20 protein-coding genes are annotated in these 21,348 nt (G+C 53.6%); 6 read left to right on the forward strand and 14 right to left on the reverse strand.

Annotation, left to right across the window (positions count from 1 at the left end; genetic code table 11):
- Positions 1 to 16: 16 nt before the first annotated feature.
- The 14 genes from KT71_RS00940 to rpmH form a co-directional block, all read right to left on the reverse strand.
- Positions 17 to 553, reverse strand: coding sequence for a F0F1 ATP synthase subunit delta (locus KT71_RS00940; protein ID WP_008293391.1), 537 nt, complete (start codon positions 551 to 553; stop codon positions 17 to 19).
- Positions 554 to 562: 9 nt separating this feature from the next.
- Entirely contained in the window at positions 563 to 1,033 is a 471-nt protein-coding gene (locus KT71_RS00945) for a F0F1 ATP synthase subunit B (RefSeq protein WP_008293390.1), read from the reverse strand.
- A gap of 63 nt (positions 1,034 to 1,096) precedes the next feature.
- Positions 1,097 to 1,336 carry a F0F1 ATP synthase subunit C gene (gene atpE / locus KT71_RS00950; protein WP_008293388.1) on the reverse strand — a complete coding sequence of 80 codons (240 nt, stop codon included), beginning with the start codon at positions 1,334 to 1,336 and terminating at the stop codon, positions 1,097 to 1,099.
- Between the two features lie 83 nt (positions 1,337 to 1,419).
- On the reverse strand, positions 1,420 to 2,298 hold the full coding sequence (atpB, locus tag KT71_RS00955; RefSeq protein WP_008293386.1) for a F0F1 ATP synthase subunit A: 879 nt from the start codon (positions 2,296 to 2,298) through the stop codon (positions 1,420 to 1,422).
- 189 nt (positions 2,299 to 2,487) lie between these two features.
- Positions 2,488 to 2,967, reverse strand: a complete 480-nt coding sequence (locus KT71_RS00960) for an ATP synthase subunit I (RefSeq protein WP_008293385.1) — start codon at positions 2,965 to 2,967, stop codon at positions 2,488 to 2,490.
- Between the two features lie 136 nt (positions 2,968 to 3,103).
- The gene (locus KT71_RS00965; RefSeq protein ID WP_008293384.1) at positions 3,104 to 3,982 is read right to left on the reverse strand and encodes a ParB/RepB/Spo0J family partition protein; all 879 of its coding nucleotides are present in this window, start codon (positions 3,980 to 3,982) and stop codon (positions 3,104 to 3,106) included.
- Between the two features lie 2 nt (positions 3,983 to 3,984).
- On the reverse strand, positions 3,985 to 4,782 hold the full coding sequence (locus KT71_RS00970; RefSeq protein ID WP_008293383.1) for a ParA family protein: 798 nt from the start codon (positions 4,780 to 4,782) through the stop codon (positions 3,985 to 3,987).
- A 13-nt stretch (positions 4,783 to 4,795) separates the two neighbouring features.
- Positions 4,796 to 5,431, reverse strand: coding sequence for a 16S rRNA (guanine(527)-N(7))-methyltransferase RsmG (rsmG, locus tag KT71_RS00975; RefSeq protein WP_008293382.1), 636 nt, complete (start codon positions 5,429 to 5,431; stop codon positions 4,796 to 4,798).
- A 3-nt stretch (positions 5,432 to 5,434) separates the two neighbouring features.
- A complete protein-coding gene (gene mnmG, locus KT71_RS00980) occupies positions 5,435 to 7,372 on the reverse strand; it encodes a tRNA uridine-5-carboxymethylaminomethyl(34) synthesis enzyme MnmG (protein WP_023659768.1) in 1,938 nt (645 codons plus the stop codon).
- A 529-nt stretch (positions 7,373 to 7,901) separates the two neighbouring features.
- Positions 7,902 to 9,275: a tRNA uridine-5-carboxymethylaminomethyl(34) synthesis GTPase MnmE gene (gene mnmE / locus KT71_RS00985; RefSeq protein ID WP_008293380.1), complete on the reverse strand. Its 1,374-nt coding sequence runs from the start codon at positions 9,273 to 9,275 to the stop codon at positions 7,902 to 7,904.
- Between the two features lie 10 nt (positions 9,276 to 9,285).
- Complete coding sequence (gene yidC / locus KT71_RS00990; protein ID WP_008293379.1) at positions 9,286 to 11,028, reverse strand: membrane protein insertase YidC; 1,743 nt, start codon at positions 11,026 to 11,028, stop codon at positions 9,286 to 9,288.
- A 6-nt stretch (positions 11,029 to 11,034) separates the two neighbouring features.
- Positions 11,035 to 11,277, reverse strand: a complete 243-nt coding sequence (gene yidD, locus KT71_RS19950) for a membrane protein insertion efficiency factor YidD (RefSeq protein ID WP_008293378.1) — start codon at positions 11,275 to 11,277, stop codon at positions 11,035 to 11,037.
- Positions 11,274 to 11,624 carry a ribonuclease P protein component gene (gene rnpA, locus KT71_RS01000; RefSeq protein WP_040362086.1) on the reverse strand — a complete coding sequence of 117 codons (351 nt, stop codon included), beginning with the start codon at positions 11,622 to 11,624 and terminating at the stop codon, positions 11,274 to 11,276. Before rnpA ends, yidD begins: the two co-directional genes overlap by 4 nt.
- Positions 11,625 to 11,674: 50 nt before the next feature.
- Positions 11,675 to 11,809, reverse strand: coding sequence for a 50S ribosomal protein L34 (gene rpmH / locus KT71_RS19955; protein WP_084566938.1), 135 nt, complete (start codon positions 11,807 to 11,809; stop codon positions 11,675 to 11,677).
- Positions 11,810 to 12,693: 884 nt separating this feature from the next.
- Between rpmH and dnaA the strand changes: the two genes are divergently transcribed.
- The 6 genes from dnaA (at position 12,694) to KT71_RS01035 (ending at position 21,280) form a co-directional block, all read left to right on the forward strand.
- Entirely contained in the window at positions 12,694 to 14,250 is a 1,557-nt protein-coding gene (dnaA, locus tag KT71_RS01010; RefSeq protein ID WP_040362087.1) for a chromosomal replication initiator protein DnaA, read from the forward strand.
- Between the two features lie 133 nt (positions 14,251 to 14,383).
- Positions 14,384 to 15,487 (forward strand): DNA polymerase III subunit beta, encoded by a 1,104-nt coding sequence (gene dnaN / locus KT71_RS01015; protein WP_008293374.1) that lies wholly within the window; start codon positions 14,384 to 14,386, stop codon positions 15,485 to 15,487.
- A 25-nt stretch (positions 15,488 to 15,512) separates the two neighbouring features.
- Entirely contained in the window at positions 15,513 to 16,631 is a 1,119-nt protein-coding gene (gene recF, locus KT71_RS01020; protein WP_040362088.1) for a DNA replication/repair protein RecF, read from the forward strand.
- 27 nt (positions 16,632 to 16,658) lie between these two features.
- Complete coding sequence (gene gyrB / locus KT71_RS01025; protein ID WP_008293372.1) at positions 16,659 to 19,073, forward strand: DNA topoisomerase (ATP-hydrolyzing) subunit B; 2,415 nt, start codon at positions 16,659 to 16,661, stop codon at positions 19,071 to 19,073.
- 678 nt (positions 19,074 to 19,751) lie between these two features.
- Positions 19,752 to 20,450 carry a hypothetical protein gene (locus KT71_RS01030; protein WP_008293371.1) on the forward strand — a complete coding sequence of 233 codons (699 nt, stop codon included), beginning with the start codon at positions 19,752 to 19,754 and terminating at the stop codon, positions 20,448 to 20,450.
- Positions 20,450 to 21,280, forward strand: a complete 831-nt coding sequence (locus KT71_RS01035) for a hypothetical protein (RefSeq protein ID WP_008293370.1) — start codon at positions 20,450 to 20,452, stop codon at positions 21,278 to 21,280. The genes KT71_RS01030 and KT71_RS01035 overlap by 1 nt, the downstream gene beginning before the upstream one ends.
- The last annotated feature ends 68 nt before the right edge of the window (positions 21,281 to 21,348 follow it).

The following is a 21,348-nucleotide window of genomic DNA, read 5'->3' on the forward strand; positions in this document are numbered from 1 at the left end:
ATCTGTTCCTCAAAAACTAGTTTGTCAGTGCTTCGGCAAGCTTGTTCAGCCGCCCGCGAACACTGCCATCGATAACCAGGTCGCCTGCGCGAATCAGTACCCCGCCTAACAGGCTGCTGTCGATACTGGTGCTGACAACAACCTCACGCTCGAGGCGTTTGCCAAGGGCCTGAGCGATGCGATCCCTGACCGTATCGGGTACTTCGAAAGGCGATACCATTTCTACATCGACGCTCTGCTCGCGCTGTGCCTTTAACTGGGCAAACAGCTCGAGAATATTCGGTACCAGGCCTAAGCGACGGTTCTCAGCCAACACGTGGAGAAAACGCTTGCGGCTTTCACCGAGCTCATCACCCATGAGACTGACAAAAGTTTCCGCCTGTTTCTCAGTGGTAAGCGAGGGATCGCCAAGAAGATTTTGCACCGCTTCATCGGATACTACCGCCGCGATGAGCTGAAGCTCGCTCAACCACTCACTCAGGGCATTTTCTGAGTCGGCATATTCAAAAGCGGCCCGAGCATAGGGTCGTGCGAGTGTACTGAGTTCTGCCATCAGTGCGGCCTACAGCTCTGCGGCAAGCTTGTCGACAAGTTCAGCGTGAGCTGAAGCGTCGATACTCGCACCCAGAACCTTCTCAGCACCGGCCAGAGACAGCATGGCAACCTGGCCGCGGAGCTGTTCCCGCGCCCGGTTGCTTTCCTGCTCTATCTCTGCCTGAGCCGCAGCTTTCACGCGGTCGGCTTCAGCTACTGCCGCTTCTTTGGCTTCGTCAACAATCTGGGCAGCCCGGCGGTTCGCGGCATCAACGATGCCCGCTGCTTCTTCCTTGGCTTCTTTTAAACGCTCAACAGCTTTCTCTTTCGCCAGTTCAAGATCGTGGCTGGCCTGGTCGGCAGCCGCGAGGCCTTCAGAGATCTTCTGCTCACGTTCCTGCATGGCGGCCAGAATAGGTGGCCACACGTACTTCATGCAGAAGACAACGAAGGCTACAAACGCCAACATTTGCCCGATGAGGGTAAGGTTAATATTCACTACCTGCTCCTTGCGAAAACACGCAGACGACAATCGCCGTCATGGGATAAGTAATCCGGCGTATTAAGCCGCTGCACCAGGTGCAACAACGAAGATCAGGAACATAGCGATACCAACACCAATAATGGGGATGGCATCTACCAGGCCAGCGCCCAGGAAGAAGGTTGTTTGCAGCTTGGGTGCCAGCTCCGGCTGACGGGCAGAACCTTCGATCAGCTTACCGCCGAGAAGGCCTACGCCAATGGCGGCGCCAAGACCACCGAGGCCCATCATAATTGCAGCAGCAACGTAGATCAGTTCCATTGTTTTCTCCTAAAGTCTCACAGTGTTGAAAGTTAAAAGGTGCGTTTGTAAATCAGTGTATCGGTCGTAAATCGTTGGTTCTGTTAATGGTCTTCATGGGCCATGCTGAGGTACACGATGGTCAGGACCATAAAAATGAAGGCCTGCAGAGTGATCACCAGAATATGGAAGATTGCCCAACCTATCTGCATGAGGGCGGCAGGTAACATCCACATGATGCCAGCGCTGAACAATGCAGCGATCAGAATGAAAATCATCTCTCCCGCATACATGTTGCCGAACAAACGCAGCCCCAGGGAAAAAGGCTTGGCCAGAAGACCTACCACTTCCATAAACAGGTTCACGGGAATGAATAGCGGGTGGTTAAATGGGTTCATCGTGAGTTCCTTGACGAAGCCGAAACCCTTTACCTTGATGGAGTAATAAAGCATGAGTACGAAAACGCCCACCGCCATGCCCATGGTGATGTTGGGGTCTGTGGACGGCACAATTTTCTGATATTCGACCCCCACCAGCATGAGGGTGTGAGGAATAAGATCGACGGGGATAAGGTCCATAAGGTTCATAAGAAACACCCAGACGAAAATCGTGAGTGCCAGAGGCGCTATGACAGGATTCCGACCGTGAAAAGTGTCTTTCACCGTATTGTCGACGAAGCCCACAACCATCTCTATAGCGTTCGTCATGCCCGTGGGTACACCGGAGGACGCCTTTTTGGCGATGCTTCGGAATAGCCAGCAGAAAATAATACCGAGACCGATAGACCAGATCATGGAATCAATATGTATGGCATTAAAGCCCATAGCGGCAGCTTCTTCGCCACCGTGAGCCATGGTCCATACGCCGCCTTCCTGGACCGTACTGCCATCGTGCCGATGATAACCGCCGGGCAGTTTTCCATAGGTAAGGTTCGTCAGGTGATGGACGATATAGTCTGAAATTGTCTGAGATTCGCCTGCCATCTGTGCTCTCGCCCTTTTACCCTTTTCCCTTCAGCTCTACGGTCAATTCATGACTGTTATTGCTGAGGCTTTAAACGCAATAAACGTTTCTAACCCTACACACGCGACCTACATAGCGTATGACTAACGAGTAGGTAGCGTACATGCCGCACATTACCCACGTAATCACGTGCTTACGTGCTTACGTGCTTACTTTGAGCGCAACAGCCGGATACCATCGACTATCTGTATCACCCAAAACACGCCAAAGCCTGCAAACACCCAACCGGGGCTCGCGGGCTGCAAAACTGCAAAGGTCAGTGCAAACGCCACCGCACTGAGTACAAATTTTCCGCCTTCTGCGCCCAAACCGAGACGCGCCGCCTGTTGCGCGCTTTGCCGGGCCGCCGCGGTGATTCGCACCGCGAAATAAGCCTGAGGCACGATAGCGCACATCGCTCCACACACCAGAGATACCGCGTTGGCTAAACCGGCCACCAAATAAACACTTGGAGCCACCAACAACAGCAACATCATCTGGATAAGGGTGGTCCGCAGATACCGCGGCCTTGGGGGCGTCTTGTGCGCGGCCTGAACAGCCTTTTCCCCCACCCCTTCTTGCGCCACTAACTCGTACGTCCTGATTTGGGCGGGCGCATTATAGGAGGTATACCTACCGCGTTCAAGCAAAGGGATGAGGTGTTACGGGAATAAAAAGCTAAAGAAATACAAGGACTAAGCCTGCTATCCGGGTAAGTACTAGATGTAGGCGAAAGAACGCTCATAACAGCCACATCTGGTAGCTTTTACGCACTTTAAGCGCCAATTACTTCAAGTGGCTCAGGATACCGTCGAGCTCATCCAGACTGCCGTAGTTGAGAATCAGCTTCCCCTTGCCGCTGGCACTGTGTTGAATATGCACGGCGCTGCCGAGTTTTTGTGACAACTCGTCCTGAAGGCTTCGAATATTGGGATCGAGAGTTTTTGGCTGAGCCGCCGGTTTCTCAGACTGCTGTTGCCGCACCAAAGCTTCCGTCTGCCTGACAGACAGACCTTTGGCGACCACACGTCGTGCCAGTTGCACCTGCTGCTCGGCATCCAGGGTCAGGAGGCAACGGGCATGGCCCATATCCAGATCCCCGTGCTCCAGCATAGTTCGCACATCTGGTGCCAGGGCAATGAGACGTAAAAGATTGGCAACCGCTGACCGCGATTTACCTACGGCATCCGCAACCTGCTGCTGGGTCATCTCGAACTCGTTTTGCAGACGCTCCAGAGCATAGGCCTCTTCGATAGGATTCAGGTCCTCCCGCTGAATATTCTCGATGAGGGACATGGCAATTGCCGATTCGTCGGAGACATTCCGAATCAGCGCAGGAATGGTATCGAGCCCGGCCTGCTGTACTGCGCGCCAGCGCCGCTCTCCCGCAATGATTTCAAAACGCTCTTTGGCGATGGGTCTGACGACAATTGGCTGCATAACCCCCTGGGCCTTGATGCTGTCCGCCAGCTCCTGCAGGGCAAAGGGATCAAAGTCCCGTCGGGGTTGGTATTGCCCGCGCTGAATCAGGTCCACGGGAAGCTCCTGGAGCAGGCCTTTGTCCGAGCTGCTTTCCTCGGGAGCTGATGATGGCTCCTCAGAGCGCTGACTCCCTGCGAGGAGTGCATCAAGACCCTTACCGAGGCTACGACGCTTAGTGGCCATGGCTATACTCCAACCCCGCGGTTTGATGAGAGGAGGCGCTCTTCACGCCGGATCATTTCACCAGCAAGAGCCATATAGGCTCGGGACCCGCGGGAATACTTGTCGTAATGCATGGCCGGAACACCATGACTCGGCGCCTCTGCCAGACGAACATTTCTGGGGATGACTGTTCGATAGACCTTTTCACCAAAATGTTCATGTAACTGGGATGAGACCGCATTGGTGAGACTGTTGCGGGGATCGTACATGGTTCGCAAAATGCCTTCGACCTCCAAGCCGACGTTAACACTGGAGCGAACCTGCTCAATGGTATCGAGGAGAGCCGACAGACCTTCGAGGGCAAAATACTCGCACTGCATTGCGATGATCACCCCGTCGGCAGCAACCAAACCATTTAAAGTCAGCAGGTTAAGTGACGGCGGGCAATCAATGAGGATGTAATCGTAGCTGGATTGCACTTGCCCGAGAGCCGCTCGGAGGCGCCTTTCCCGGCCGTCGACCTGAATCAACTCTACCTCTGCCGCGGTTACATCGCCGTTAGCCGGCAGGACCATGAACCCCCCTTCGGCTGCATCCTGAACAGCATCGGCTACACCACAGGCTTCGACAAGAACATCGTAAACGCTGCGTTTCAGGGAGTACTTATCCACACCGCTCCCCATGCTGGCGTTGCCCTGGGGATCGAGATCTACCAGAAGGACTCGCTTTCTCATAGCGGCCAGGGAGGCTGCGAGATTGACGCAGGTAGTGGTTTTTCCGACACCGCCCTTCTGGTTGGCAATAGCTATTATGCGTGCCACTAGCTTATTCGCTTCATTGCAGGTCCAAATTAACCTTGGGTCCGATCCGCAGCAAGCAGCGGTACTCAGGCAGCCCCGGTACGTCTAAATCAGTGATTGAAACGGGCAATGATTTGCAATCAATGCGCTCCAACTCATCATCAGGGCGTTGCCCTTTCATGGCAAGAAACTCTCCCGACGGCAGCAACAGGTGCTCGCAGCCGGATATCATAGCATCGAGGGATGCAAAGGCGCGGGACAGGACCGCGTCGTAGCGCTCCCCGGGGACAAAATCAGCTACCCGGGACTTTACGATCTCAACGTTATCAAGGGACAGTTCGTTAGCGGCATGAGTCAGAAACCGGGTTTTCTTACCGTTACTGTCCAGGAGGGAAAAGTGTTTATCCGGAAGGGCGATCGCCAGTGGAATGCCGGGCAAACCGGCTCCCGTGCCCACATCGATAAACCGCTGTCCCCGCAGATGCGGTAGCACCGCAAGACTATCCAGAAGATGTTTAGTCACCATGACCGCTTCGTCACGGATGGCGGTGAGGTTGTAGGCCTTATTCCACCGGGACAGTAATTTGAGGTACTGGAGCAGCAACTCCTGTTGCTCTTCGCTGAGATCCAGGCCGAGATCCTCGAGCCCCAGACGTAAAGCTTTTTCCACTGATCAGTGAGTCTGTTGTCGGGCGCCCCGGGGAGACCCTGAGGCCGCATCCCTTTGGGAACCCGCATCGACGGTACTTTTTTTGCGCTTCATGTGCACCAGCAGCAGGGATATGGCCGCCGGCGTAACCCCCGGTATTCTGGATGCCCGTCCCAGGGTTTCGGGTTTCTGCGCGATGAGCTTGTCTCGAACCTCATTGGATAACCCGGAGACCTGCAGATAATCCATATCCACCGGCAGGGATAATCCCTCGTAACGTCGCACGCGATCGATTTCATCCCGCTGCCGATCTATATAGCCCGCATATTTAGCCTGGATACTCACCTGCAGGGCCGCCTGCTCATGATCCACAGCATCGGAATCAAGGGCAGCGATATCTGAGTAATCGAGCTCCGGACGCTTGAGTAACTCGGCATAGCTGTATTCCCGGGACAGGGGCTTGCCAAGTTTACCGATGAGGCTCCGCGCGGCAGTGCTTCCCGGTTGCACAAAGGTCCGCGACAGGCGCTGCTGTTCCGAGACGATGATGTCTCGCTTACGGCTGAACTGCTCCCAGCGCTCGTCGTTCACGAGACCGAGCTTTCGCCCCTGTTCCGTTAGCCGCAGATCGGCATTGTCTTCGCGCAGAAGTAATCGATGTTCGGCGCGGGACGTGAACATGCGGTAAGGCTCTTTCGTACCCATGGTGATGAGGTCGTCCACCAGCACTCCGAGGTAGGCCTCATCCCGTCGAGGGCACCAGGGCGCCTCTTCACGAATTGCGAGGGCTGCATTGATGCCAGCCAGTAATCCCTGAGCCGCGGCCTCTTCGTAGCCCGTTGTGCCGTTAATCTGACCGGCAAAATACAAACCCGCGACGGAGCGGGTCTCCAGGGATGACAAAAGATCCCGGGGATCAAAAAAGTCGTATTCGATGGCATAACCGGGACGGGTGATATGCGCATTCTCAAAACCTTTGATGCTGCGGACCAATTCCATCTGCACATCAAAGGAAAGGCTTGTCGATATGCCGTTGGGATACAGTTCGTTGGTCGTCAGACCCTCGGGCTCAACAAACACCTGGTGCGAGGCCTTGTCGGCAAAGCGCTGAACCTTGTCTTCAACGCTGGGGCAATAGCGGGGCCCCTCGCCCTCAATCACGCCCGTGTAAAGAGGGCTGCGATCAAGCCCGGCACGGATAATCTCGTGGGTGCGCTCGTTGGTGTAAGCCACCCAGCAGCAGCGCTGCTCCGGGTGTTCTCTGCGGTCACCTAAAAACGACATAACGGGTCGCGGGGTGTCGCCCCACTGTTTTTCCAGACTGTCGAGATCGATGCTGCGAGCATCCAGGCGGGGCGGCGTACCGGTTTTCAGGCGCTCGACACGGAAGGGAAGTTCCCGCAACCGCTCCGCCAGGGTGTTGGATGGCGGATCACCCGCCCGTCCACCTGCGGAGCGCGTCAGGCCAATATGCATCTTTCCGCCAAGGAAAGTGCCCGTGGTCAAAATGACGCGCGGCGCCTTAAAACGCAGCCCGGTTTGCGTCACCACACCTTGCACTGTGTCGTTTTCAATAATCAGATCATCGACAGCCTGCTGAAACACCTGCAAGCCCACCTGGGCCTCAATGATTGCGCGAATTGCATTGCGGTACAGCACACGATCTGCCTGGGCGCGGGTAGCACGCACGGCTGGACCTTTACGATTGTTCAAAACGCGAAATTGAATGCCCGCCTGGTCCGTGGCTTTTGCCATGGCGCCGCCAAGGGCATCGATTTCCCGAACCAGGTGACTCTTACCGATCCCACCGATGGCCGGGTTACAGGACATTTGCCCGAGAGTATCAACGGAATGGGTCAGAAGTAGCGTCGCACAGCCCATCCGTGCTGAGGCTAGAGCAGCTTCAGTGCCGGCATGTCCGCCACCGATAACGATGACATCAAATTGTGATGGGTAATCCATGGATCGATTGTAGCTGCTCTGGCCGGTTATCCAGAGAAGTTTCTCCTGGTGTGTTTTTTGATGTTGGTCGTTGTCAAAATGTCTTTCGCGTCATTCTTCGTACCTTGCAAAATCGGTCTGCGGATATTGCAAGGGCCGCGGATTATAGGCCGGCCATAAAATCCTGCAAGACGCGGTTTGTTTATGTTTATAAATAATTAATTAAGTACCTTTATATAGGTATGTTTATTTATTGATGTTGTTATTAAGGAGCCTTTTTTTACGTATAAGTCGGTTTTCGCCAGTAAATTCAATACGTTATCTCAATGACAAGGCTGTCAACAGAGTCTGTAAGAAGCCTGTAAGGGCGACGCATGGATTTGGGATAAGTCGAGACTTGCTGACAGCGCTGGCTTTGTCCCCTGCTAAGACTTTTTTCATACCGTTTTTTTACCGGGACTTATTACTTACGTGGATAAGCTGGGGAAACGCTTTGGATTGATCGCCTACCGAACCGGTTAGCCTGGTTTGCTCAGATAGTCCGGTTACATTATTTACCGATGCAAAAGCTGCCAAAAATCTCGCCGAGCAACTCATCGCTGCTAAACGACCCGGTAATACTGCCAAGACTATCCTGGGCGTAGCGCAGGTCTTCGGCGATGAGCTCAGCGGCCCCGTGATCCTTTAGTTGCAGCAAGCCCTGGGCAAGGTGCCCGGCACATTCCTCCAGGGCGAGGACGTGGCGTTCCCGGGCACTGAAATCGGAGCTTTCTGTGTCAGCGATGCCCGCGGTTGTCAGAAGATGACGGCGAAGGAGGTCGATCCCATCGCCGCGCAGGGCACTGAGGCAGATTTCGTTAATGTCACCGGTAGTAAAGGTGGCTGGGATATTTTGGATATCACACTTGTTGCGAATAAGAGTGATGGGTACCGCCTCGGGTAAGTCGCCCTCGTAGTGGCTGACCAGGGTAGCGGCGTCCAGAAGCGCTGATTCCCCGCTGTTATCGACAACCAACAGAATATGATCTGCGCTCTGCATCTCGCTGCGGGCCCGTCGAATACCTTCCTGCTCGATGGCGTCTCCCGAATCTCGGAGCCCCGCGGTATCGACAATGTGTAGTGGCAAACCATCGATTTGAATGTGTTCGCGAAGGAGATCCCGGGTTGTTCCCGGTATGTCCGTGACAATAGCCGAGTCTTGCTCAGCGAGCTGGTTGAGCAGACTGGATTTACCCGCATTAGGTGCGCCAGCGATGACGAGTTTTAAACCATCACGCAGCGTTCTGCCCCGTCGGGCGCTTTTCAATAAGGCATTGATAGACGACGCCAGTGTCTCCAGACGTTCAAGAACGTCGCTTTCCGCGATGAAATCAATTTCTTCCTCGGGAAAATCAATGGCGGCTTCGATGAATACGCGCAAACGGATGAGCTGCTCCAACAGGGCGTCAACCTGCACGGAAAAACTGCCCGTGAGGGAGCGACTGGCGCTCCGGGCGGCCGCTTCCGTGCTGCTGCTGATGAGATCAGCAATAGCCTCGGCTTGAACCAAATCAATCTTGTTATTGAGAAAAGCGCGCTGACTGAATTCTCCGGGCGTTGCCTGTCGGGCTCCGTGGTAAATGCATTCCCGGAGCACGGTGCGCAGGAGCACCGGCCCACCGTGACAATGGAGTTCAGCAACATCTTCACCGGTGAAGGAATGGGGGCCGGGAAATTGGAGGAGAAGGCCCTGGTCCAGGACGGCGTTTTGCCCGTCGACGATCGAAACAAAATGCGCCTGGCGAGCTTTGGCGTCAGTGGCCGTCATCTTACGGGCGATGGTAAAGGCGTCAGGGCCGGAGAGCCTGATAATGCCTACACCGCCAGCACCGGAGCCGGTGGCAATAGCGACGATAGTATCGCTGTCACCCACCATAAGATTCATAGCAATTGAATCAGGCTTTGGCGCCGGCGTTCTCTATCTGCCGGGTGATCACGTATTGCTGCGCCATGGACAAGAGGTTATTAACCACCCAATAGAGCACCAGTCCTGCGGGGAACCACAGGAAGAAGAAGGTGAAGATGACCGGTAACCACTGCATGATTTTTGCCTGCATGGGATCGGGCGGCGGCGGGTTGAGCTTCTGCATGAAAAACATGCTCGCGCCCATCATTAGCGGCAGCACAAAATACGGATCCATGACAGAGAGGTCATCAATCCACAACATAAAGGGCGCGTGGCGAAGCTCCACGCTCTCCATGAGCATCCAGTACAGGGCAATAAATACGGGCATCTGTACCAGAATCGGTAAACACCCACCCATGGGGTTTATCTTTTCCTTCTTATACAGCTCCATCATCGCCTGGGATTGCTTCTGTTTATCGTCGGCATATTGCTCGCGGATGTCGGCCATTTTTGGCTGAACCCGTCGCATGTTGGCCATGGACTTATAGCTGGTGGCAGACAACTTAAAGAACACGGCCTTGATCAGGACCGTCAGAAGGATGATGGCGACACCCCAGTTACCCACCACGGCGAATATCTTCGTGAGCAACCAGAACAGCGGTTGTGCAACCCACCACAGCCAACCGTAATCCACGCTGAGTTCCAGGAAGGGGGAGATCTCCTGGAGGCTGTACTGGTCTTTGGGTCCTGCGTAAAAGCGAGCGCTTACTTCCTGTTGAGCGCCTGGTGCAACGACAACTGCCGGGCTGGTAAATCCCGCGATGTTAAAACCGCTGTTGGTAACACGGGTGCTGTAGGTGTGGGTTTTTTCAGGATTGGGAATCCATGCGCTCAGAAAATAGTGCTGGATCATGGCGATCCAGCCGCCAATGTTCTGCTCACGGAAGGGGTCGTCCTGCATGTCTTCAAAGCTGAACTTTTTAAAGCGGTCATCAGGCATTGTGGTTGCAGCGCCCAAAAAGGGCTGCATGCCCATGCTTCCGCCGCCGCCGGAATCCGCGGCGCTGCTGTCTCTTTTAATCTGACCAAACAGGTTGCCTTGCCAGGCCTCGCTACTCTGGTTGTTGATGATGAAATCAACGTCAACGACATAACTGTCCCGAAGGAAGCGAAAGCGTTTGGTCACCTCGATTCCCGCGTCGTTTGACCATGTCAGATCAACTTCCAGCGTATCAGCAGCCCCCATCTCATAGCGGCTTGCGGTGCTCTGGTAGTTTGCCCTGGCCTTGCTATCGATACCATTTTTGCCGATGAGTCCGCTCTGAGCGACGTATACCCGGCGGGAATTGTTTTCAAGGAGTACAAAGGGGGTGTCAGGATCGTCGATATCGGCGAGGAATTTCGGAAGGGCTACTTCGACAATGTCCCCCCCCTTAAGATCGATAGCGAGCTGCAGACTATCGGTATACACCTGAATGATATTGCCGTTGTTACCCGAACCGGAACCGGTGTCTTCGGTGCTGGTATCCACTGCGGCGCCCACGGCGGGGATATCCTCGATACCGATTGTGGGCTCGGCGACTGCCGGTGCAGCGGCGGCCGATGGTAAATCGCCCGTATCGGTCATGCCCGTAATTGGCTTATTACTGCTTTGTGTGTCGGGACCTGCGGTCAATCGCGTTTCAGTGCTGATGACATCATCTTTAACCGCCTTAAAGTTCACCCACTCCGTGAGCAACATAAACGATAGGAGCATGATCGCGCCGATAAGCAGCGTGCGTTGAATATCCATGATCAATTAATCCTGGTGTTGACAGGCTGGTGGAACGGGGTCTGCGCCCCCTTCATGCCAAGGATGGCAACGGAGAACACGGCGGACGGCAAGACCGCAGCCTTTCCAGGCGCCGTGTTCTTCAATGGCCTCGACAGCATAGCTGGAGCAACTGGGGTAGTACCGGCAGTGATGTCCCAACAGAGGACTGATAAATAGCTGGTATCCGCGAATCAACGCCCGTAGTAGTGATGTGAATACAGCGTTCACTGAGGCGCGACCGTCAGGCCAAGGCGAGTAAACTGTTTGACCAGTGCGTCCTTTATACGTGTTGCCGTTGCGTCTCGAGCACCAGGCCGAGTCAGGACAACAATATCAAAGGAAGGGGTCGATGGAGAGAGTGCGCGAAAATGCTCTCGCGTCAGCCGCTTAATGACGTTTCGTTTCACTGCCGTGGGGACGTGTTTTTTTGCGACTGCGAGTCCAAGTCGGTGACATGTCAGATCATTCTGACGTGCCAATAACAGCAACTCTTTTTGCCCGGCTTTATGATCCGGGGCTTTAAACACCTGCCGGTAATCGTCAGCGGTAAGAAGCCGTTGGCTGGGGCGAAACATCGCAGCCACAGAAACGGCCTCCTATCACTTCTCGGGTCAGATGACGCGTATCAGGCGGCGAGGCGCTTACGACCTTTCGCACGACGACGTGAGATAACGGCGCGTCCGCTTTTAGTGGCCATGCGGCTACGGAAACCGTGAGTACGCTTGCGCTTTAGCACGCTGGGCTGAAAAGTTCTCTTCATGTTCCTACTCGCTTAAGTCTCTTTACGAGCCCACCGTTTACTGTGCAGGTATGCGACCTGTTTGAACACGGTAGGTTCGTCGATTAAAACGTGCCAGTGTCACTCTTTTTAAGGAGCTGGCAAATTTGGGCCGCGCATTGTAGTGCTTGGGCGCTGCTTATTCAATGGACCAGCACCCTGATGCCTTGAGTAATTTGCCGCAAATTTTGCTGACGCAAACACCCGACAAATCTGAGGTTTTACACAGGCGGCGAAATTCAGCACTGGCGTGGCCTGGGGCTGCTTATGAACACTTTCCCCCGAAGATATACACAACTTACTCACAAATCTTTAGCTAAACGGTTTGCCCAAAATAAATTAACACGAATACCCAATTTTTTATTAAGTGATTGATATTTATAGTTTTTATAGTAGTTATTTTTTTGCCAGGTTTGTGGATAAGTCTGAATTGGGGCGCTATGATGGCCCCGTCGACGGTGCCGGTCGCAAGGATATCAACAGATACCCTTGGGGCCGCTTTCTCCGGCATGTTCTCGCTCGTTTGCATAAAAGAATGCGGTGCTCAAAGTGGTTAAGAGTGAAGAATTGAACTTAGCAAGGAAATACTGAGTAAAGCGTAAAGAGAGAGCAGGGTAAGTCGTTACGTTTCGGCATAAAAGGCTGCAAAACGCTGCAATAAGCCGCATCAGGCAGAAAATCGCGTTAAAAGTGATTGTTTGGTGTCAGCAGTAAGTTGGCGGCTGGCTGTTAGCACTTAGAAGTCAGAAGTCAGAAGTAAGAAGACAAGAGTTATAAGCTAACAAATGGCTGAATATCAGAAAAAACCATGAGAATTGATTGTCTGACAGGCATGTTAAAGATCAGACGACAAGAGAGAGTGAACTTTGTCAGAAAGCATATGGGCACACTGCAAAACACGTTTGCAGGATGAATTACCGTCGCAACAATTTAATACTTGGATAAGACCGCTTCAGGCTACGTATACGGGCGAGGCTTTGCAGTTGCTGGCGCCGAATCGTTTTATCTGCGATTTCGTCAGTGATAAGTACGGGGAGCTGATTGCGCAGCTGTTGCGTGAGGTCCAATCCGGTGACGCTGAGTTGGGGTTGGAGATTGCAGCGGGTGCATCAGGGACAGGGGGAGTGACGTCCGCGCGCCCATTAGCGACAGCCCCCGCTTCATCACCGACTACAGCGCCAAACACAGCAATGTCCGCAACAGTGCAAACAGCGATACCTCCTGTTTCTCGGGGTCCTGCCCTGGCTGTGGTTGGTGGTACGGCGGCAACAGAGGTCGAGGCAAATGCAGGTACCTCCGCAGAAAACCCCACGGCAAAGCCGCGACAGGCACCCTCACTGGTAGAAACAACGCTCCACTACGGTCAAGCCAGTAAATCGGAAGTTCACGAGGCGCTACAGCACCAGCACAACCTGGTGAGCAATTACACTTTCAGCACCTTTGTAGAGGGAAAATCCAATCAACTTGCCCTTGCTGCCGCGAATCAGGTTTCGGAAAACCCCGGCGGTGCCTATAACCCACTTTTTTTATACGGCGGTGTCGGTCTGGGTAAAACCCATCTCATGCATGCCGTTGGTAATGCCCTGAAACTCAACAAGCCCGATGCGCGGATCGTGTATCTCCATTCAGAGCGGTTTGTGGCCGATATGGTTAAGGCCTTACAGCTGAATGCTATTGCGGACTTCAAGCGCTATTATCGCTCTGTAGATGCACTGTTAATCGATGACATCCAGTTTTTTGCTAAAAAAGATCGTTCCCAGGAAGAGTTCTTCCACACCTTCAATGCATTGCTTGAAGGTGGCCAGCAAATGATTCTTACCTGCGATCGGTATCCGAAGGAGATCGACGGTCTTGAGGAGCGGCTCAAATCCCGCTTTGGCTGGGGGCTCACGGTGGCCGTGGAACCGCCGGACCTGGAAACCCGCGTTGCTATTTTGATGAATAAGGCGACCCAGGCCCGGCTCAACCTACCCCCGGATGCGGCCTTTTTTATTGCGCAGAGAATTCGCTCTAATGTGAGAGAGCTAGAGGGCGCCTTGAAGCGAGTGATAGCGAGCGCTAACTTCACGCGCAGGCCGATCGATGTCGAACTGGTAAAAGAGAGCCTTAAAGACCTCCTTGCCCTCCAGGACAAGCAGGTCAGCCTCGACAATATTCAACGGACGGTTGCCGAGTACTTCAAGATCAAGGTGGCGGACTTGAATTCCCGTCGACGCAATCGCTCCGTAGCAAGGCCGCGACAGGTGGCAATGGCATTAGCGAAAGAGTTGACGAACTACAGTTTGCCTGAGATCGGCGACAGCTTTGGAGGGCGCGACCATACGACCGTTCTCCATGCCTGTCGAAAGATTCGCGAACTTAGAGAAACAAATTCAGATATCCACGAAGACTATAAAAACCTCCTGCGTCTTCTAACGACCTGATCAAGGTAAAGGCCCTTGTTTGCGGACCGAAGCCAGGGTGGAATATTTGGTTTTTTTCATAGCCCGGTCATGGGCATGATGCGCTAAACTAGGGTGTTTTTTATCTCGAATGCTGCCGGTTTAAGGACATTTAATGAAATTCCGAGTTTCTCGTGACGCCTTACTCAAACCACTGAATCTGGTGGCCGGAGTTGTGGAGCGTCGACAGACGTTACCCGTGCTTTCTAATGTTTTGTTGAATTTAGATGGAGACCGTCTCTCCATCACCGGAACGGATCTCGAGGTTGAACTAGTCGGCCGCGTTAATCTGGAGACTGCTGGTGAAGCTGGAGAGATCACGGTTCCTGCACGAAAGCTGGCAGATATCTGTAAGAGCCTGCCTGACGGCGCAGATCTGGAAATTGCCGTAGCGGACGGTAAGGCCACGGTCCGCAGCGGTAGAAGCCGATTTACCCTGGCCACGCTTCCCGCGCGGGAATTCCCCAACATCGAGGACAGCATCGGTACCCATCAGTTTACGCTGAAGCAGGGCCAGCTTCGACGTCTTATCGAGCGCACCGGTTTTGCCATGGCCCAGCAAGATGTTCGCTACTATTTGAACGGCATGTACTGGGAGCTGCGCGCGGGTCGTTTGCGCGCTGTCGCTACCGACGGCCATCGGCTGGCGATTTGTACCTTTCCCGGAACGCTCAAGGACCTGGAAGATACGCAGGTGATCCTGCCGCGCAAAGGGGTGCTTGAGCTTTCCCGCCTGATGCAAAGTGATGATGAGGACGTCACGATTATCCTCGGCAGTAATCATCTGCGGGCCACCACTGCAGAATTCACCTTTACCTCGAAGCTTGTCGACGGGAAGTTCCCGGATTATGAGCGGGTGCTTCCCCGCGCAGCCGACAAAATCGTCCAAAGCTCACGAACGGAGTTACGCCAGGCCTTTACCCGTACCGCTATTCTGTCTAACGAGAAATACCGCGGTGTGCGTCTCAAACTTTCCGAGGGCAGCCTGGAAATAGTTGCAAATAATCCGGAGCAGGAACAGGCGGAAGAGAGCCTACCGGTTGATTACTCCGGCGACGCCCTGGAGATCGGCTTTAATGTCGGTTACCTGCTGGATGTCCTGGGTGTTCTGAGTGGCGAGAAAATACGCTTTTCGCTGTCGGATCCCAATAGCAGCGCCCTTTTAGAAGAAACCGACGGCGGAGACTCTCTGTACGTTGTAATGCCTATGCGGCTTTGAGCCGCAAGGGCGGAGGGGTGCGCCCCTGTTAGCCTCGCTTCATATTCACCATTTACGCAACCTACGGGAAGCCAAACTCGGGCCTTTGGCGCTCCACAATGTCATTTACGGCGTTAACGGTAGCGGCAAGACCAGTCTTCTTGAGGCTGCTCATATATTGGGAACCGCGCGTTCCTTTCGTTCGGGTGGCGCAAAATCTCTTATAAGCCATGGCGAAGAGAGTTACGTCGTGCGGGGGGAAAGGCGCTCCCCTACGGGGGGCTCCATGGCTATTGGCGTCCAGCGGGAAAAAGCGGGCGCTATAAGCCTCCGTCTGGCCGGAGAGCCGTCCCGGTCCGTGTCACGCCTGGCTGATGAATTGCCGCTGTTGTTGATTAACTCTGATAGTTTCGACCTTCTGGTGGGCGAGCCGGCGAATCGGAGGCGGTTTTTGGACTGGGGGGTGTTTCACGTGGAACATGAGCTGAGAGACAGTCGCCAGCGATTTCAAAGGGCTTTAACACAAAGGAATCATCTTCTTCGTCGTGCTAAACTCGACCCCTCAGAGTTACAGGTATGGACACGGGATTTAGCGGTTCATGCTGAGCGGGTATCGTCCGGAAGGGAGCGGTTTTTAGAGAGTCTCCGAGAGGTGTTTGAGCCATTAATTGCTGAGCTCGCACCGGAGATTGGGCCGGTAGCCCTGGTTTATCGTCGCGGTTGGGATGCAAGTAGCTCTTACGAAGAGGTGCTGCAGCGAAGCCTGACGTCTGATCAGGAGCAGGGGTTTACCCAAACAGGGCCGCAGCGCGCAGACATTCGCGTAACCGTAGGGGGATACTCCGCGGCAGAAACCTTATCGCGGGGACAACAAAAGCTTCTTGTTTGTGCGCTGAAGCTCGCGCAGGGGCAAATTCTTGCGAGTGAGCAAGGCAATGTGTTGTATCTGATCGATGATTTGCCGTCTGAATTAGACGCTGAGCGCTGTGAGCGTGTATGCAGGACCTTGGCTGCCATGCAGGTGCAAACACTAATTACCTGCGTCACCCGCTCTGCGATACCGGCTTCGTGGTTGGGATCTGAAAGCGACGTGGCGATGTTTCACGTGAAACAAGGCCAGGTTGACCTTGCTTCCTCAGCGATTGATAACGGAAAAACGGCGTAACGCCGCTAAAACACTGGAGTACGTGCAATGAGCGATGCATCTGAGAACTATGATGGGTCGAAAATTAAGGTTCTGAAGGGTCTTGACGCTGTTCGAAAGCGCCCGGGTATGTATATCGGCGACACCGATGACGGCACGGGCCTGCACCACATGGTCTTTGAGGTCGTCGATAACTCCATCGACGAGGCCCTGGCGGGACACTGCGCGAAAATTCTGATCACGATTCACCCGGACGAATCCGTGTCCGTGCAGGATGACGGCCGCGGTATACCCACAGAAATGCACGACGAGGGCGTCTCGGCGGCAGAAGTGATTCTCACCGTACTTCACGCAGGCGGTAAGTTTGATGACAACACTTACAAGGTCTCTGGCGGGCTCCATGGTGTCGGTGTTTCTGTCGTAAACGCGTTGTCGGAGGAGCTGTGGCTCACAATCTGGCGCGGTGGACGGCGCTTTGAGCAGCGTTACGCCCACGGCGTACCCCAAGGTGCTCTTCAGGATGTCGGGGAAGCCAACCAAACAGGTACTTTGATTCGCTTCAAGCCTTCGGCAGAAACCTTTACCAATATCGAATTTGAGTTTGATGTGCTTGCCAAGCGTTTGCGAGAGCTGGCTTTTCTTAACTCCGGGATAGAAATTCTGCTGAACGACGAACGTTCGGGTAAAGAGGACCGTTATTTTTATGAAGGCGGCCTAAACGCCTTTGTTGATTATCTGAATCGCAATAAAACCCCCATGCATAAGGCGTTTCACTTCCAAAGCGAAGGAGATGACGGTATGTCGGTGGAGGTCGCCCTCCAGTGGAATGACTCCTACCAGGAAAATATCTTCTGCTACACCAACAACATCCCTCAGCGCGACGGTGGAACACACCTTGCGGGTTTTCGCTCGGCGTTGACGCGAACGCTGAACGGCTACATCGAACGCGAAGGTCTGGCCAAAAAAGCCAAGGTGAACACCACGGGAGACGATGCCCGAGAGGGATTGACGGCAATTGTTTCTGTGAAGGTGCCGGATCCCAAGTTTTCATCGCAAACCAAGGACAAGCTGGTTTCTTCCGAGGTGAAATCGGCGGTAGAACAGGCCATGAACAACCGCTTTAGCGAATATCTCCTGGAGAGCCCCGGGGAAGCCAAGGCGATTGTGACCAAGATGCTGGATGCAGCACGGGCGAGGGAAGCGGCCCGTAAAGCGCGAGAGATGACTCGCCGCAAAGGCGCGCTGGATATTGCCGGCTTACCGGGCAAGCTGGCGGATTGTCAGGAGAAAGATGCATCCCTTTCAGAGATTTACCTGGTGGAGGGTGACTCCGCCGGCGGTTCTGCAAAGCAGGGCCGAAATCGCCGTTTTCAGGCAATCCTGCCCCTCAAAGGCAAGATCCTGAACGTCGAGAAAGCGCGTTTCGATAAAATGCTGAGCTCCGTAGAAGTAGGTACCCTGGTGACGGCGCTGGGTTGTGGTATTGGTAAGGAAGAGTTCGATCCCGACAAGCTGCGTTACCACAGCATCATCATTATGACCGACGCTGACGTTGATGGATCCCATATTCGCACGCTGCTACTTACCTTTTTCTTCCGTCAGATGCGTGAGTTGATTGATCGTGGCCATGTGTTTATTGCCCAGCCACCGCTTTATAAGGTGGGTAAAGGCAAGCAGCACCAGTACCTCAAAGATGACGCCGCCCTGGCTGAATTTTTGACGTCATCAGCTCTTGAGGGCGCAGCCTTGTACGTCAATGCTGATGCGCCACCCATCAGCGGTGAGTCCCTTGCAGACCTGATCAGGCAGTACCATTCCGTTGAGGCGATTGTGAAACGTCGCAGCCGCCACTACCCCGAGGAACTGGTGTGGGAGTTGGTGTTTGGCCCTCATCTGGCTGAGGCCGATCTCACAGACAAGGCTGCCGTGGAACAATACTGCCAGGCTATGAGTGAGCGCTTACTAACTCTAAAAACCAAGGGAACCAGCTACTCTGTTGAGCCCAAAACCGATGATGAGGAAAACTGGTACCCCCTCGTACGTATGATTGCCCATGGCGTTGAGCGACCTATTCAGCTTAAGCCGGAATTCTTCCGATCCAAAGACTATGCGGCGATGGTGGCTTTGGGCGACACCCTCGAAGATCTCATCGACGAGACCGGTTATTTTCAGCGAGGCGAAAAAACCCACCAGACGCAGAACTTCGTGACGGGTCTGGAGTGGCTAATGGCGGAAGCGCGCCGTGGCTACTATATCCAACGCTACAAAGGTTTGGGTGAGATGAACCCCGAGCAACTGTGGGAAACCACCATGGATCCGGAAAGTCGGCGCATGCTGCAGGTCACCGTTGACGACGCCATGCGCGCCGACGAAATTTTCACCACGCTGATGGGCGATCAGGTGGAGCCTCGCCGGGAGTTCATTGAAGAGAATGCGTTGTACGTTTCTAACCTGGATGTGTAAGCGCAGGAGTTCTGTTGGGTGTCACGCTATTTGAGAAAATGTCACGATAAATGAAGTAAATTTTCCACAACATTTTGTTTATTATCAGTCAGTTAGGTTTTTTGGCTGGTCGCTGATAGGGGGTTTCGATGAAAAACCGACCCAATCTGGCGGGGTAAAATCGCATGCTGCGTGGGGTGGGCACCACAATCACCCCCCAATCGTGGCTTCCGGCACCACCAGTTCCGGCACACCGACCAGGAAACGGAAGGCGCGGACGTGGGAGCAGCCGATCCAGTCCGGCAGGCCCTGCGTCCAGGTGGTCTCGGCGAAGTTCTAGTTGGTCTGTGTTACCCCATAAGTTGGCCGATGACCGCATAGTTTGTCCGAGGCGGTGTAGTAGACGGAGGCTTAAGCAGGTGGATGAGCCCTGACCTATTATCCCCCGGTATTAACGCCATGAGCACGATGAGTCCACATCCAAGCCATGGTTTTAACTTGGGGGATAGGTCATCATCAAGCACAACAAAATCGATAAATCTTATGGGCTCTACTTCGCTCTGTACCTAGGGTTGGCTGTAGTGGTTAACTAATTTGGGCCGTCGATCTCTAGAACTGCGTAAGTCTGTCGAGGTTTCACTGCAAACAATCGTGATAAAGTAATAGTTTTGTTTATTCCAGCCAGTTGGAGGTATCTTTATGGCATTATCTGCGGTACTCCTTCTCTCTTTAATAAAAAGCAGTTTCGCCATGTCGTTATTTTTTCGCAGTATCACCTTTGGTATCTTTCCAGCGCTATTTTTCACCACGCTAATTTCGGTTGGGGCCTATGCGCAGGAAGGGTTTGATGACGAGGAAGTGGTTGTCTACCTCAAGAAGATTCGCGATGAGGAAAGTAATTATTTGCGCGAAGTTACCAAAGCCACTGCACGCGCTGTTTCAAAAAGTGGTGAGTTTATTGCTCGGCCTCACAAACGAAATTCATCGGGCCTTGTGATCGAGGTAGAGCCTCCCGCGTTCAGCTTCGAGCCTCATAAAGAGGGCATGAGCACCAAAGAAATGGCCACTGCCGGGCTTAGCTTGGTATCGGACGTAGGCAGTATTTTCGGATTTGGGAAAGAAGCGAGCAAAGCCACTGAGGTGAATGCGCGATTGAACCAAAACAATGCGATTCTTGATAATTGGGGCGATGATGAGCAAGTCATGGTGTCGATGCTGTCGAGGGTCTTGTTGACCGATGAAGAATCAGGCGTAGAAATCACTCGAACCATTAGCCACGAGCAGGTGTTCGATTCAAAGAGCGAGTTTTTGGAGCAGAAGGATGCATTGTTAGAGGGCGCGATCGTAGTCGAAGTCAAAAAAGCCTTGGTGGAATACCTCGATGACTCGGGTTTCTGATGGCGATTATTCACCGAGCTTTACAATGTATTGCACTTTTACTCTTGGGCTTGAATGGCGTGAACGCAAATTCCAGTGGTGCTTGTGCTAGCGCGAATCCGACCTTAGTAAAAGATGTTTTTGAATGCGTAGCGACGGCCACCCTTAATCAGTACAGCAACGTCAATCCGTTTAGCAACACTCAACGTGCACAGTGCTCGCAGCTTCAGATGATATATATGAGAGTGCTACAGCAACAGGGTGTAAGTCGCGAAGACCTTCCAGAGAAACTCCCTGAATGTAAGACTTTTGCCAAAGTGTTGGTAGAGTTGAACGGAGCCCCCCCCTTCTGGCAGGCTTGTTTGGACTACGACGGCACTGCGGCCCATATGAGCAGCTGCCTTTTGGGCATAAGCCAAAGCGCGGGAAACAACGCGAGTAAACAAATTTTGGCTAACTGCACGATCGCTTACACTTATTATGAGACTCTGTTGATGAGTCTCAACGGTGATGGAACTAATCCTGCACTACCCGGCGATTATGCAAAAGTAGAGTGCGACGAGTTTCTTGCCCAGCTTCAGCGTGTTGAGACCGCTATTGATGACGTGCCTTGCGCCGGCTTTAAGGCGTCTGAAATCAACACACACGCGAGACAATGCTTGCTTTCCTCGGAAGCGTTGACCCAATCGAGTGGGCCTATCGACTGCCAGATGATGAGGCGGGTGTATGAAACTAGTCTGGTGCAAGTCTATGGCAAACGCCCAGATGGATACCGACTGCTTTCCTGTGCCGTTCTGAACGAAATTAAACGTGAGCTGAAGTCGCCTCGCTTTCCTTCTGAGGGCTCTTAGCTCAATGCGTGGGGGCAGGCCGTCGCCCCTTTTGCAAATGGCCTCTGGCGAGAAGCTGTCAGCCTAGT

This window comes from Congregibacter litoralis KT71 (genome assembly GCF_000153125.2).
GTDB classification, from domain to species: domain Bacteria; phylum Pseudomonadota; class Gammaproteobacteria; order Pseudomonadales; family Halieaceae; genus Congregibacter; species Congregibacter litoralis.

What these genes read in the sequence shown, in the direction of transcription:
- KT71_RS00940 (WP_008293391.1), bottom strand. Translation starts at nt 553, where the DNA reads ATGGCAGAACTCAGTACACTCGCACGACCCTATGCTCGGGCCGCTTTT.
- atpE (WP_008293388.1), bottom strand. Translation starts at nt 1,336, where the DNA reads ATGGAACTGATCTACGTTGCTGCTGCAATTATGATGGGCCTCGGTGGT.
- atpB (WP_008293386.1), bottom strand. Translation starts at nt 2,298, where the DNA reads ATGGCAGGCGAATCTCAGACAATTTCAGACTATATCGTCCATCACCTG.
- KT71_RS00965 (WP_008293384.1), bottom strand. Translation starts at nt 3,982, where the DNA reads ATGGCCACTAAGCGTCGTAGCCTCGGTAAGGGTCTTGATGCACTCCTC.
- mnmG (WP_023659768.1), bottom strand. Translation starts at nt 7,372, where the DNA reads ATGGATTACCCATCACAATTTGATGTCATCGTTATCGGTGGCGGACAT.
- mnmE (WP_008293380.1), bottom strand. Translation starts at nt 9,275, where the DNA reads ATGAATCTTATGGTGGGTGACAGCGATACTATCGTCGCTATTGCCACC.
- yidC (WP_008293379.1), bottom strand. Translation starts at nt 11,028, where the DNA reads ATGGATATTCAACGCACGCTGCTTATCGGCGCGATCATGCTCCTATCG.
- rnpA (WP_040362086.1), bottom strand. Translation starts at nt 11,624, where the DNA reads ATGTTTCGCCCCAGCCAACGGCTTCTTACCGCTGACGATTACCGGCAG.
- rpmH (WP_084566938.1), bottom strand. Translation starts at nt 11,809, where the DNA reads ATGAAGAGAACTTTTCAGCCCAGCGTGCTAAAGCGCAAGCGTACTCAC.
- dnaN (WP_008293374.1), top strand. Translation starts at nt 14,384, where the DNA reads ATGAAATTCCGAGTTTCTCGTGACGCCTTACTCAAACCACTGAATCTG.
- gyrB (WP_008293372.1), top strand. Translation starts at nt 16,659, where the DNA reads ATGAGCGATGCATCTGAGAACTATGATGGGTCGAAAATTAAGGTTCTG.
- KT71_RS01030 (WP_008293371.1), top strand. Translation starts at nt 19,752, where the DNA reads ATGGCATTATCTGCGGTACTCCTTCTCTCTTTAATAAAAAGCAGTTTC.
- KT71_RS01035 (WP_008293370.1), top strand. Translation starts at nt 20,450, where the DNA reads ATGGCGATTATTCACCGAGCTTTACAATGTATTGCACTTTTACTCTTG.